The 12,763-nt window shown below is 54.6% G+C and carries 17 protein-coding genes; 8 read left to right on the forward strand and 9 right to left on the reverse strand.

Annotated elements, in window-relative coordinates:
• Positions 1–18: 18 nt before the first annotated feature.
• Together O9K67_RS21305 and O9K67_RS21310 are read right to left on the reverse strand one after the other, a co-directional pair.
• Positions 19–486 carry a YjiG family protein gene (locus O9K67_RS21305; RefSeq protein ID WP_061497942.1) on the reverse strand — a complete coding sequence of 156 codons (468 nt, stop codon included), beginning with the start codon at positions 484–486 and terminating at the stop codon, positions 19–21.
• Entirely contained in the window at positions 479–1,162 is a 684-nt protein-coding gene (locus O9K67_RS21310; protein WP_061497944.1) for a nucleoside recognition domain-containing protein, read from the reverse strand. The genes O9K67_RS21305 and O9K67_RS21310 overlap by 8 nt, the downstream gene beginning before the upstream one ends.
• A 377-nt stretch (positions 1,163–1,539) precedes the next feature.
• Between O9K67_RS21310 and O9K67_RS21315 the strand changes: the two genes are divergently transcribed.
• From O9K67_RS21315 to O9K67_RS21325, 3 genes are read left to right on the forward strand one after another with little or no spacing between them, the layout of a single operon-like run.
• Positions 1,540–2,436, forward strand: coding sequence for a LysR substrate-binding domain-containing protein (locus O9K67_RS21315; RefSeq protein WP_061497946.1), 897 nt, complete (start codon positions 1,540–1,542; stop codon positions 2,434–2,436).
• A gap of 42 nt (positions 2,437–2,478) precedes the next feature.
• Positions 2,479–3,249, forward strand: a complete 771-nt coding sequence (locus tag O9K67_RS21320; protein WP_061497947.1) for an AraC family transcriptional regulator — start codon at positions 2,479–2,481, stop codon at positions 3,247–3,249.
• Positions 3,250–3,298: 49 nt separating this feature from the next.
• On the forward strand, positions 3,299–3,922 hold the full coding sequence (locus tag O9K67_RS21325) for a LysE family translocator (protein WP_061497948.1): 624 nt from the start codon (positions 3,299–3,301) through the stop codon (positions 3,920–3,922).
• A 5-nt stretch (positions 3,923–3,927) separates the two neighbouring features.
• Here the strand turns inward: O9K67_RS21325 and O9K67_RS21330 are convergent, their stop codons facing one another.
• Together O9K67_RS21330 and O9K67_RS21335 are read right to left on the reverse strand one after the other, a co-directional pair.
• A complete protein-coding gene (locus O9K67_RS21330) occupies positions 3,928–4,236 on the reverse strand; it encodes a type II toxin-antitoxin system RelE/ParE family toxin (RefSeq protein WP_245191397.1) in 309 nt (102 codons plus the stop codon).
• Positions 4,220–4,492, reverse strand: a complete 273-nt coding sequence (locus O9K67_RS21335; protein WP_061497949.1) for a type II toxin-antitoxin system RelB/DinJ family antitoxin — start codon at positions 4,490–4,492, stop codon at positions 4,220–4,222. The genes O9K67_RS21330 and O9K67_RS21335 overlap by 17 nt, the downstream gene beginning before the upstream one ends.
• 85 nt (positions 4,493–4,577) lie before the next feature.
• On the opposite strand from O9K67_RS21335, the gene O9K67_RS21340 reads away from it, so the two are divergent.
• The 5 genes from O9K67_RS21340 (at position 4,578) to O9K67_RS21360 (ending at position 8,398) form a co-directional block, all read left to right on the forward strand.
• A complete protein-coding gene (locus O9K67_RS21340; protein ID WP_061497950.1) occupies positions 4,578–5,858 on the forward strand; it encodes a DUF445 domain-containing protein in 1,281 nt (426 codons plus the stop codon).
• A 20-nt stretch (positions 5,859–5,878) separates the two neighbouring features.
• Positions 5,879–6,118 carry a DUF2164 domain-containing protein gene (locus tag O9K67_RS21345; RefSeq protein WP_061497952.1) on the forward strand — a complete coding sequence of 80 codons (240 nt, stop codon included), beginning with the start codon at positions 5,879–5,881 and terminating at the stop codon, positions 6,116–6,118.
• Positions 6,119–6,237: 119 nt separating this feature from the next.
• On the forward strand, positions 6,238–7,389 hold the full coding sequence (locus O9K67_RS21350; RefSeq protein WP_061497954.1) for a double-cubane-cluster-containing anaerobic reductase: 1,152 nt from the start codon (positions 6,238–6,240) through the stop codon (positions 7,387–7,389).
• 9 nt (positions 7,390–7,398) lie between these two features.
• Complete coding sequence (gene yjiL, locus O9K67_RS21355; RefSeq protein ID WP_061497956.1) at positions 7,399–8,169, forward strand: putative 2-hydroxyacyl-CoA dehydratase activator YjiL; 771 nt, start codon at positions 7,399–7,401, stop codon at positions 8,167–8,169.
• On the forward strand, positions 8,162–8,398 hold the full coding sequence (locus O9K67_RS21360) for a DUF3343 domain-containing protein (RefSeq protein ID WP_061497959.1): 237 nt from the start codon (positions 8,162–8,164) through the stop codon (positions 8,396–8,398). Before yjiL ends, O9K67_RS21360 begins: the two co-directional genes overlap by 8 nt.
• Before the next feature lie 47 nt (positions 8,399–8,445).
• Here O9K67_RS21360 and O9K67_RS21365 read toward each other — a convergent pair whose 3' ends face one another.
• From O9K67_RS21365 to O9K67_RS21385, 5 genes are all read right to left on the reverse strand, one after another.
• A complete protein-coding gene (locus O9K67_RS21365; RefSeq protein WP_061497961.1) occupies positions 8,446–9,513 on the reverse strand; it encodes a DUF2955 domain-containing protein in 1,068 nt (355 codons plus the stop codon).
• Complete coding sequence (locus O9K67_RS21370) at positions 9,503–10,570, reverse strand: HlyD family secretion protein (RefSeq protein WP_061497963.1); 1,068 nt, start codon at positions 10,568–10,570, stop codon at positions 9,503–9,505. The genes O9K67_RS21365 and O9K67_RS21370 overlap by 11 nt, the downstream gene beginning before the upstream one ends.
• Before the next feature lie 4 nt (positions 10,571–10,574).
• The gene (locus O9K67_RS21375) at positions 10,575–11,042 is read right to left on the reverse strand and encodes a MarR family transcriptional regulator (protein ID WP_061497965.1); all 468 of its coding nucleotides are present in this window, start codon (positions 11,040–11,042) and stop codon (positions 10,575–10,577) included.
• Positions 11,043–11,149: 107 nt separating this feature from the next.
• Positions 11,150–11,566, reverse strand: a complete 417-nt coding sequence (locus O9K67_RS21380) for a FosA family fosfomycin resistance glutathione transferase (RefSeq protein WP_061497967.1) — start codon at positions 11,564–11,566, stop codon at positions 11,150–11,152.
• 96 nt (positions 11,567–11,662) lie between these two features.
• Positions 11,663–12,733: a DUF1176 domain-containing protein gene (locus O9K67_RS21385; RefSeq protein ID WP_061497969.1), complete on the reverse strand. Its 1,071-nt coding sequence runs from the start codon at positions 12,731–12,733 to the stop codon at positions 11,663–11,665.
• Between the last annotated feature and the right edge of the window lie 30 nt (positions 12,734–12,763).

Consider the following 12,763-nt stretch of genomic DNA (forward strand, 5'->3'; position numbering starts at 1 on the left):
CTCCTTGGTGTGCTTCACTCAGGCAATAACGCGCATTATCAGCATAGAAATAACCGCGTTAAGAATGCTGACGGCCATCAGTAACGGCCAGTACTTCTTCGGTACATCGGCCACGCCCAACAGGCGGCCCATATACTGTAGCTGCGAACCCATTAAAAAGATGGCGGGTGCAAGAATGGTTATTTGCCCGACATCAAGCTGGCCTTTGCTCAGCAGGCTGACCGCCACGCCTGTGCCTGCGGAGGAGGAGAGCCAGGCGGTGAGCAACACGGTAATGGCTTCGCCCGGCAGGCCGAACAGCCCCATAACCGGTGCGCAAATATGACCAATAATCTGCATCACACCCAATAAATTGAGCATTTCAGCGATCACATAGGCCATTAATACATTCGGCATCAGGTTATTGATGGCGATATTAAAACCTTTTCGCGCGCCGATAACGAAAATATCGAACGGATTACCGGAGACTTTGGCGGTATTACTCATGGTCGAAATCCCTCTTATAGACAGTATTTAATGCCAGGCGAACCACGGCTGCGCCAACAAACTTCAGCACAAACATCAACACCAGCGGAATAATAATCGGGATAGTCAGCGAGGCGAACATTGCCGAACCAATAGAGAAATAGTTATTGATTAATCCGGCACCGGAATATTGCCACGCCCCCATAATCACCACATCTTTACGGGTAATTTTCTCGCTGTCGTACAACTCTTTGGTTAATGCCGCCCCGGCATCGGTACTTTGCAGATCGGTGATCAGCGCCAACCCGGTATAACCCGGAATACCGAGCAGCGGTTTAAGCAATGGCGTCAGTAGCTTATGCGCTGCGCGTATCGCGCCATAGTGGGTAAAAATCTCCAACAGCCCCAGCGCCAGCATCACCGTTGGTACCAGCGACAGCGCAAACAGAAAGCCGGCTTTTGCACTAATGCCGCCGCTGCCAATAAAGGTGCTGGTCTCCGGCGACTTCATGGTGCCAAAGGCGCCGCCCAGCGTAGTGAAGTCAAACGCTCCCAGCCACGCCATACCCTCAACCTTGAAAAAGAAGCCGGAAAAAACCAGCAGAACAATCACCAGGGAGATCCAGGCGCCAGGCCCGACTTTCCACTCATCCGCGTGCGCTTTCGCGGGTTGCTCCAGCGTTTTCGATTCGCTCATAACATCTCTCTTTAAAATAATCAGATGACAATGTTCTATTACTAAGCAGGATCCATGCCTGAACAGGTCGATGATAAAATAAAAATCTTTTACCGCGATTTTTTACGCAATAAATAACCTTCCCGCGAAATACAGAGAATAAAAAGCAAAATTACTGAAAAATTATTTAATTAACTTCTGAAACCACCCTAATAAAATAATCTCTCACCGTCATTGGGCACCCTTTTGGTGCAAAAAGCCTCTTTTAATTTTTCGTATCTGTTTTCCTCTGAAACCTGGCGGTTAATTTGATTATCACTATTCAATCCGGATGATAAATATCCGCGTTAAGATGTTATTGTTGCTCTCAGGTCAACAGTTAAGAAGGAATGTGGCGGATGTTTCAGGACAAACAGGTCGGTTATCTGTATGAAGTGGGCAACCAGGGCGGCATCCGCCGCGCGGCGGACATTCTTGGCGTTAACCCATCGGTGGTGAGCCGCCAGATTGCGCAACTGGAGCGCGCATTACAGCTCCCCTTACTGGAACGGCGCGGGCGTAACGTGGTGCTTACTGAAGCCGGGCGTCTGCTTGCTGAGGATTACTTCGCCAGCCGCCAGCGGCGCGAAAAGCTGGAAAGCCAACTGAAAGATCTGCGCCATATGCGCGGCGGCACGATATCGGTTCGTATTGGCGGCGGGCTTATCACCGCGTTTATCGAAGGGGTAATGCGCGAGTTTGCGCAGTCGTACCCGCAGGTTTTTGTCGACATTGTGGTAGGCAGCATGCAGGAAATGCTCAACGACATAGTCAGCGGCGATGCGGATATGGCGCTGGCCTTTGGCCCGATTGGCTCCCCGGAACTCAAGCGCCACAGCTTTCAATGGGGGCTGATTTGTGCCGTCGTCTCGCCGCAACACCCTATCGCCCAACGGAAGAGCATTACTATTGAAGAATTGACTCAGCATCAACTCATTGCGCTGACGGAAAATTTCGGCCTGCAACGGCATATGAATGCGATGTTTAAAACCCAGGGCTTGCAATTTCACCCGGCGTATCGCTGCAACCAGTTCTCCACTGCCATGGGGCTAAGCCAGGCTGGACTGGGGATTTCGTTTATGACCGCGTACGCCGCCGCCGATCCGATTCGCCAGGGCACGTTAGTGGCGGTACCGCTTGATCACCCGATTGCCAGCAGCGCTCAGTGCCATTTGCTGCGCAACTCCGATCGACGCTTTACGCCTGCGGCCCACCATATGTGGCGGCTGTTGCATAATGCCTTTCGCGATAAATAGCGGGGTGTGATATACCAGAGACCGACCTTAACGAGGCAAACCATGTCGATAACGCGCGATATAGAGCAATCATTTTGCCGCCCGGAAACCTTGCCAGGCGTCGAACTGCGTAGTACCTGGCGCAGCCAGCAAGCCTATAAGCGCCACCGCCATGCAGAACTGTCGATCGGCGCGATTGTTGAGGGGCAAACCCGTTGCATCTGTAACGAACGGGAATACCTGCTGATGCCCGGCGATATGATCGTGATTCCTCCGCTAACGCCACATAGCTGTAACCCGTTACCTGGTCAGTCACGCAGTTACCATATGCTTTATCTGCCGCAGACAACCAGTGCGCAGCAGGTGATCCGCAATCCACGACTGTTTCAGCAATACCTGCACATTGTCTCGTTAATCGAAAGCGGGCAAACCGGCCCATTGCCCGCGGCTATCGCCCGTTTGCTCACCGCCCTCACCTGCCCATCACAGCACCCGGCACAACTTCGCCCTACCAGTCAGCAGTTGCAGGACGCGCTGCTCAGCAACTTACAGCAACCGCCGACGCTGGATGAACTGGCGCACGTTTTATCTCTGCGCAAAGAGACGCTGATCCGCACCTTTAAACAGGACACCGGGCTAACGCCAGGCTGTTTTTTAAATAGCGCCCGCGTGGAGTTTGCCAAAAGTCGCCTGCGTGCCGGCGATAATCTGGCCGATGTAGGCTATCAGAGCGGATTTGCCGATCAGAGCCATTTTCACCGGACCTTTGTCAGTTATACCGCCGCCACGCCGCGCCAGTACGCGATCGGCCGATCAATATCCGACAATAAATAGCGTCACGATGCCGCTAAGGTGACCGCAGTTTTTTACTGCCGAGGTCACTATGGACATTTTTCCTTCCGCGTTTCCCTCACTGGCGCTGGCGCATTTTGTCGCCCTGCTTAGCCCGGGCCCGGATTTCTTCCTGCTGGTGGGCTATGCCATTCGCTACCGGTTGCGTGGCAGCGCCGGGCTTTGCGTGGGGATTGCTTCCGGCAACGCGCTCTATATTTTGCTGGTGATTATCGGCGCGAGCGCGTTACGCCGTTTCACCGTACTCTTCACCGCCATTGCGTTGCTCGGCGCGCTTTATCTGCTATGGATAGGTTGCCAGTTAGTACGCAGCCGCCCACAAGCCCTTACGCTTGATGAAACGCAGCAACGCTGTCCGTCCATCGGCAAACAGTGTCTGCTCGGCCTCGGTTCGGCATTGCTCAATCCGAAAAATGCATTGTTCTACCTGGCGCTGATGACCGCCCTTCTCGGGCCGGACGTGACACTACTCCAGCAATCCGCCAGCGGCGTCTGGATGATAATGGTTGTGCTGCTGTGGGATTTAGTCGTCGTCTCGCTTATCGGCCTACCTGCAGTACAGAACCGATTGCGCCGAAGCGTTTACTGGATAGAGCGTATCGCGGGCGTGGTGTTGATGGGGTTTGGGCTGTGGATTTTATGCAAATTCATCTAATGCAATTACTCAAAGAGCTCAGCGTGGGTACCCAAATCGGTAAACACCACCAGATGTTTGGCCTCATCCACGCGATAAACCAATAAGTAGTCGCCACCAAGATGTAATTCACGAAATCCGAGCATATTTCCGGTTAAGGCATGATCGCTATATTGAGCCGGAAGCGGGTTGCCAGAAAGCACCATCGACATAATTGCTGCCGTTTCATGCATATCTCTGCGACCCGCTTTGTTGTAACGCGCCCAGGCTTTAACAAATGTTTTCGTGTAATCGGAACGGTAAGGAAGTGGCGCGCGTTTACTCTTTCCCATCATTTAAGCTGTCCATTAGCTGCTCAACACCATTAAAGCGTCCATGCTGGTGTGTGGTGATCTCATTGGCTTCGCTCATCGCGTTGCGTAAGCGTGCTGTTGGTTTGCGGGTAACCTCAAACGGGATACCCTCACTTTTGACGATTTGCTCAGCAAACAGCCGTATTGCCGTGCTCCAGTTGAGCCCACAGCTCTCAAGTACCAGCCCGGCGCGCGCTTTCAGTTCGCTGTCGATACGCGATCGGATAACGGAATCCATAGAACCTCCTTTATTTTTGTAGCCACATTGTAGCTACAAAATTCAACCTTTGCACCATCCCCTCGTCTCGCTCTATGCTTAACGCATGGAAAAATTAGCTGAACTCAAGCGCGCCAAGCGTCTGGCGCTCTCACTGTTGCTGGTTGCAGCGGCAACGTTTGTCACCACGCTTTTCCTGCCGCCCAACTTCTGGGTGAGCGGGGTCAAAGCCATTGCCGAAGCAGCGATGGTTGGCGCGCTGGCGGACTGGTTTGCGGTAGTGGCGCTGTTTCGCCGCGTGCCGATCCCGTTTATTTCCAGCCATACCGCCATTATCCCGCGTAATAAAGATCGGATTGGCGACAATCTCGGCCAGTTTGTACAGGAAAAGTTTCTTGATACTCAGTCACTCGTGGCGTTGATCCATCGTCATCAGCCTGCACAGCTGATCGGCGTCTGGTTCAGCCAGCCGGAAAACGCACAACGGGTGGGTCAACACTTACTGCAAGTGATGAGCGGCTTTCTGGAAATGGCCGACGATACCCGTATTCAGCGCCTGTTACGCCGGGCAGTGCATAAAGCCATCGACAAAGTCGATCTGACGGAAACCAGTGCGCTGTTACTGGAAAGTCTGACGCGCAACAACCGCCATCAGAAGCTGCTGGATAGCCTGATAGCCCAGTTAATTGCCCTGCTGCAGCGTGAAAGCTCACGCACCTTTATTGCCCGCCAGGTGGTGCACTGGCTGGAGACCGATCACCCGTTAAAAGCGAAGATCCTGCCAACCGAATGGCTCGGTGAGCAAAGCGCGGAACTGGTTTCCGACGCGGTGAACTCGCTGCTGGACGACATTAACGCCGACCGTACGCATCAGATTCGCCAGGCATTCGATCGGGCCACGATGAAATTGATCGCCAATCTGAAAACCGATCCGGAAATGGCGCAACGGGCAGATAACATCAAAGATTATCTGAAAAACGACGAGGCTTTTAATCGCTATCTGGGCGAAATGTGGGCGGATCTGCGCAACTGGATGAAAGCCGACATGCAGTCTGACGATTCGCGTATGAAAAAACACATTACCGACGCGGGGTTATGGTTTGGCGAAACACTGCTGGCGGATGGTGCGCTGCGCGCCTCGCTGAATGAGCATCTTGAACAGGCTGCGCACCGGGTCGCACCGGACTTCGCCGCCTTTCTGACGCGCCATATTAGCGATACGGTGAAAAGCTGGGACGCGCATGACATGTCGCGCCAGGTCGAACTGAATATAGGCAAAGACCTGCAATTTATCCGCATCAACGGCACACTGGTCGGTGGATCGATTGGTCTGATCCTCTATCTGCTCTCACAGTTACCCATGCTGCTGCACATTACCGTTTTTTGATTCTTCTGTAAGGAGACGCCATGGCCGACATTACCCTCACCCACAGCGAGCGTGAGCAATTACGCAATAAATTGCAAGCGTACTGCGAAACGCATTTCGAACTGGAGCTGGGGCAGTTTGACGCGGAATTTTTTATCGACTTTATCATCGAACAGATTGGCCCCGCCTTTTACAATGCAGGAATAGAGGAAGCGATTCGCACGCACGCGCTCTACAGCGAACGGATCCAGGAAGAGATGGATCTGAAGAAGATACTCTGAGCCTGTTTCACTCTCAGCGTTTCTGCGCTTCAGCCGCCGGAGATCAATATTCCCCTTCATTTTATATGACTATAATGCGGCCATTTTTTACATCTCCCGTGTCACGGGGAAGGAAAATCATGTCGCTTATCACCGCACTCCCGGACGTATTTGAACAATTCTCCGAAGCCCGCCAGAAAGGTTTTCTCACCGTGATGGACCTGAAAGAGCAGGGCATCCCATTGGTAGGCACGTACTGCACCTTTATGCCACAAGAGATCGCGATGGCCGCAGGCGCCGTAGTGGTCTCGCTCTGTTCCACCAACGATGAAACCATCGAAGAAGCGGAAAAAGATCTGCCGCGTAACCTCTGCCCGCTGATAAAAAGCAGCTACGGCTTTGGCAAAACCGACAAATGCCCCTACTTCTACTTTTCCGATCTGGTGGTGGGTGAAACCACCTGCGACGGCAAAAAGAAAATGTACGAATACATGGCAGCGTTCAAAGCCGTTCATGTGATGCAACTGCCGAACAGTGCGGCGGATGCTGCATCTCGGGCATTATGGAAAGCGGAGATCCTGCGCTTACAACAAGCGATCGAACACCGTTTTGGTCAGCCCATCAGCGAAGCAGCGCTGCGCGATGCCATTGCGCTGAAAAACCGTGAACGCCAGGCGCTGGCAAACTTCTACCGCGTGGGGCAGCTCAATCCGCCTGCACTTAGCGGTGCAGATATCCTGAAAGTGGTGTACGGCGCGACCTTCCGCTTTGACAAAGAAGCACTGATCGACGAGCTGAATACCATGGCCGAACGGATCCGCAACGAATGGCTGGCCGGGAAACGCCTGGATCCCCGCCCACGTATTTTGATCACCGGTTGCCCGATTGGCGGCGCGGCAGAGAAAGTCGTGCGCGCCATCGAAGAGAATGGCGGCTGGGTGGTGGGCTACGAAAACTGCACCGGGGCGAAAGCCACTGAACGCTGTGTTGACGAGAGCGGCGATGTGTACGATGCGCTGACCGACAAGTACCTGGCGATCGGTTGCTCCTGCATCTCGCCTAACGATGAGCGCCTGAAACTGCTCAGCCAGATGGTGGAAGAGTATCAGGCCGATGGCGTAATTGATGTCATTTTACAGGCGTGCCACACCTACGCCGTTGAGTCCCTAGCCATCAAACGCCATGTGCGGCAACAACACAACATTCCATATATGGCTATTGAGACGGATTACTCGACGTCGGACATCGGGCAACTTAGCACCCGCGTTGCCGCATTTATTGAAATGTTATAAGGAGTGGTCGTGGCGTTTACCGTAGGCATTGATTCCGGCTCGACCACCACCAAAGGTATTCTGCTGGAGGGCAACACCATCGTACGGCGTTTCCTCTGCCCGACCTCGTTTCGCCCCGCTGCGTCGATCGGTGAAGCGTGGGAGACATTGCGCGCCGGGCTTGCTGAACCTCCGTTTCTAACGCTAACCGGCTACGGACGGCAACTGGTGGATTTCGCCGACAAGCAGGTCACCGAAATCTCCTGCCACGGGCTGGGCGCACGGCTGTTATTGCCCGAGGCACGTACGGTCATTGACATCGGCGGTCAGGACAGCAAAGTGATCCAGCTTGATGAGCAGGGCAATCTCACTGATTTCCTGATGAATGATAAGTGTGCCGCCGGTACCGGGCGTTTTCTCGATGTCATCTCCCGCACGCTGGGTACGCAGGTTGAGCATCTTGATGACATTACCGAAGGCGTCGAGCCGCATCCACTCACCAGCATGTGCACCGTGTTTGCCGAATCGGAAGTGATCAGCCTGCGATCGGCGGGCATCGCACCGGAGGCGATCCTCGCCGGAGTAATCAATGCGATGGCGCGCCGCAGCGCCCATTTTATCGCCCGGCTTTCCACACAAGGCCCCTTGTTATTTACCGGCGGTGTCAGCCACTGCACCACCTTTCGCCGCATGCTGGCATCGCACCTGAACAGTGAGGTGTTTACCCATGATGACGCCCAATATGCCGGTGCCGTGGGGGCGGCGCTGATCGGCCAGCGGCAGAGAAAGCGCCATGGCTGAATACCTGCTGCTGTTCCACAACACCCCCGGTGTGCTGCAAACCCGCAAGGCGTTGCAGGCCGCCGGTATCCCCTTTCGCGTACAGGATATCCCACGCACTCTGCGTGGCGGCTGCGGTTTGTGCATCCGTTTTCACAGTACCGCAAGCGACGTGGAGCAGTGGATGATCCCCGACGTCACGCAGGCAATTTATCGCTGCGAAGGTGAGCATTTCGTGCAGGTTTCGTAGATCCGAACAGAGGCCCAGTACGCGCAGTGCCATCGGGCTGTTTCGGCCTACTGCTCCTCAATCACAAACCGCGTCGCTTCAAAGCGGTTCAACATCAAATGCACCAACCACACCATGGTTAACGTCGCCACCAGCGCCACCGTGACAGACACGATGCGGTATAAATCGCTGAACACCAGGTCCGTGTCCGGGTGCAAGTTCTGACCAAACATAATGCCAATCGTCGTGACACTGGCAAAACCGACGCCAGCGCCGACTTTTTCCATTACGTGCAAGCGCGCGCTAAACGCCAGTCCGAGACCGATCAGCGGCATCATCAGCAGCATATGGCTGCTGTGGTTATAGAGGATCAACTGCACCAGCAGAATATAGAGACAGGCGAGCACCACCCCCACTACGCGCCACAATGAACTCAGCACCGATCCGCGATAATGCATGGGAAAGAGGATCAGGATCCCCGCCATCAGCGCGGAGAGGGAATCGCTCAGATCGCTTACCTGGAAGACAACAAAAATCATCGTTGCTACCGTTCCGGAAAGCAGGGATTCATGGCGCACGCGGGCGGCGTTTTTCTCGATCAACGGTGGGCGGGTGCGCGGCTCCACATCCGGGATCAGGTAATTCATCAGCGCACTCAGCGCCACCGCCATCACACTGGCTTCGATATTGGAAAACAGCAGCGTGTGCCAGTCGCTGGCGGGGTAGCTCATAAAGTTGAGCATCGTGCTCTGGCACACTACGCCTGCCGAACCGAACAGGAACAGCGCGCCTTTACTCATAAAGCGAAAACGCATCACATACAGTGCGAATACCACCAGCGTCATGATCACCGGCCAACGCGACAAATAGCCGATAATAAACACCATTTCGATGCAGTTCAGTACCGCGCTGAAGATAAACTGCTTTGCCACATGGCGATTAAATACCGGCACCAGCGATAACAGCATCACCGGGTATACCACATAAAACACGCCGTACTGGGTGTTATAAAAGCTCGACACGCTCAGGGCGATCATCCCGGCAAACACAATGCGCAAGGTTTGACGAAAGTCATTGGGGGTGTAAACGATATTGCCATGCGGCGTAAAAACCCGCGCCAGCGTATTAATAGACATAGTGCAGCAGGCTCACCAGATGGATTTGCAGGCCAGAGAAGATCCGTGCGAAAAAGCCCTCGCTGTTATACAACTGCACGGTAGCGCGTGCGCCGGTCGGCAACGTCTTTGGCAACGGTTCGTCCAGCGCCACGTGAATGCGCATACGCTGCGCGTCGCGCACCCAACGGTTGGAGGTTTCCGGTTTGGACAGTTCACCGTTCACCGCTTCCTGACCAGCAAGAACCCCGGCATCACTGCTTGTCACATGTGCCTTAAACACATGACCCGGCAACGCATCAAACACCACTGCAGCGTCGGTGCCTGTATGGGTATGGCGCAGGCTCTTCTCGCGGAAGTCCGCCACAATGTCCGTTTTTTCATGCACCAGCGCCAGTGCTGCGCCGCCAGCAGAGGCATAGAACCCCGGACTCAGTTGCAGGTTGCTGACCGTGCCATCCACTTCCGCCCTCACCTGCGTCCAGCTCAGGTTGAGCTGCGACTGTTGCAACGCATTACGGTATTTTTGCAGGGTGACGTTACGGGCATCATCCTTTTCACCACGCTCGATGGTCAGTTCATCAATCCTGGCATTGAGCGAGTTCACCGACTGGACGCTGCTCTGCCAGGTCGTGCGGACTTTATCGAGGTCGGACTGAGACACATTGTGCATCGCGCCCAGATTCTGATAGCGCTCAAAGGTAACGCGATCGTTCTGTGCGGTGATCTGCGCGGTCTTCAGGCTGGCCTGAGCGGCAACGATCTGCGCATCCAGTTGCTGGTTGGTCAACCGCGCCTGCGCCAGCGCGATCTCACTGGCCTCAATCTGGTTACGGAATGGCGTGGGATCCAGCGCAAACAGCAGGTCGCCCTTTTTTACCTGGCTATTGTTTTGTACATACACCTGCGCTACATAACCGGAAACCCTGGCAGAAACCGGCGTGACGACACGCATCACTGTCGAGTCAGGCGTCAGCGGGATCCAGATATCCGCAACGATAAAATAAACAAACATCAGCAGGAAAGAGGCAATACTGACCCTTACCCAGCGGGCAAACTTTTGTTCTGGCGTCATCATTTTCTTATTCGGTTTGGGTGTCGTCTTCGCGCATCACGCGCAAATTACAGGCGATTTGATTCAGAGTCGCGCTAAATACCGCCAGATCCGCAGCGGGGATATTGGCCGAGGCGCGCGCCTGGCAGGCGTTGATCACTTGCGTGATCCTTTCCAGCAGGCGTTGCCCGTCGGCGGTGAGCGCCAACAGGCGAATGCGTTTGTCGTACGGCGATGTCGTACGCGCAATCAGCCCCTGTTTTTCCAGTTGTGTGAGGGTACGCATCAGCGGCGGCAGTTCAATGCCCTGCACTTCCGCCAGTTCACTGACCGAAACATTGTCGCCCAACTGGTGCAACTGCATCAGCACCGTCCAGCTCGACTGCGTCATACCTGTGTCATTCAGCGCGCGATCGATCGTCGCGCGCCACTGCCGCACCACCATCGCCATGCGCATCCCTAACGGCCGACGGGCAAACAGTACATCTTCGGTCATCGAGACACCCTCCATTCAACGGAGGGGTAAGTTAATAGTTATCAGGGTAAGTATCAAGAAACGAGAGAGCAAAGAGCATGGATTGCGAAAGTCATTCGCACTTTTCTTCAATCAAAAAACATCATCCCTTTGTACGGTTTCTCGCGACAGGCCGCCAGCCGCTGCGCCAGGTTACCCACGTGCGCTTCCAGTTTATGCCCGTCCGGATCGAGAAAGTACCAGGAGTCGCCTTCACTTTTATTCACTTTCCAACTCACCACGCCAGCTTGCTCCAGGCGTGCAACGAAGGCCGCGAAATCACCCTCGTTGATGCTGAATGCGTAATGGGTATAGTCGCTGTGCTGCGGCAAAATCGGTGTGCGCTGCGCGTCCACGGAGAGGCATAACCACAGTTCACCACAGGTGAGATAGGCACCGTTATCCCAGCGCGCATGCAGTTTCAGGCCAAGCAATTCGTGGTAAAACGCAACGCTTCGGTCCAGGTCACTGACGGCCAACGTCAGGTGATTGAGGCTGTTTAACATAGATTTTCCCGGCACAAATGTTGACAGTGAGAATTAATACTCAGCGACCAAACCGGGGCGTTTGGTCGCTACCGTGTTTCATTCAGAGCATCTGGCTCAATTAGCGTGCTTCGTTGCCTGGTTTGCTTCTTTTACCTCAGCAACAAACTCCGGCAGATCCCATGTGCCGCCTGCGCGCACATAGCGACACATGCCCGTTGTCGACTCACTGCTTTTACGGAACGTTTCACCGTCCCACACCCACTCCGCCGACGCCCAACAGTCGCCAATCCCACGACCGCGTTGGCCCAACGAGATCGCGCCATCGGCATAGTCCGATGCCGAGTTGGTGATCAGCTGCGGGTTGCCTTTCAATGCCTTGTCGATAACCCAATAGCCATAACCTTCGTTGTACGCGGCGCGCCAGCAGAGGGTGGAAATGAGCGCATGCTTACTGTCCAGCGGGGTCAGGGTAATATCGTTATCTCCTTCGACCGTCGCTTCCTGCGGTGATGACAGACGATCGCACCCATTATCGCCAGATAACGTTGCCAGCAGGCGCGGTTTCAGCGCTTTCACTTCCGCCTCGTTCAGCGTGCGGTCTTCACCATCATCCACGGCAACTGCCTGGATAACGGGCGCAGCAACAGGTGCTGCAACGCTATTTTCTGCCTTATCCCCTTTTTTACTCAATGCACCGGGCGTACCGACGCGCCCCTGCACATCGTCGAATTTCAGCAACACCGCGGACGCCCCCTCGCCAGACAGCACAAACGGTTTCACGCCGCCCGTAAACTCAACCTTACTACTGCCTTTCACGGCAGCAATCATGTTGCTGGCCTGCTCGTCCGATAATCGCCAGGTGTCGCTGTCTTCCGCTGCGACATCGCCTTGTGATTTACCGTCGATCCACAGCGTCAGTTTTGCCTGCGGCGTTGCCTCATCGGCTTCCATCTCCGCCAGCACCACATCGACCGTAACAGGGGTATCTGGCCCGGCTTTACGGGTGATCAGCACCGAGCCACTGGCTTCTTCTTCAGCGCTATAGCCTGCCGCGCGGCAGGTCAGCGTGTTGTCACACACCACTTCCCAATCTTTATGTTCAAAGGAGATGCCGCTGTGTTCCGCCATTGCGGGAAGACTGAGCGCTGCTGCCATCACCAGCGTCGCCTTAATACTGCTGTTCATGCCATCACTCCGTAATGAGAAATGGAAACA

Origin of the sequence: Kosakonia oryzendophytica, assembly GCF_027886705.1 — a bacterium.
GTDB classification, from domain to species: domain Bacteria; phylum Pseudomonadota; class Gammaproteobacteria; order Enterobacterales; family Enterobacteriaceae; genus Kosakonia; species Kosakonia oryzendophytica.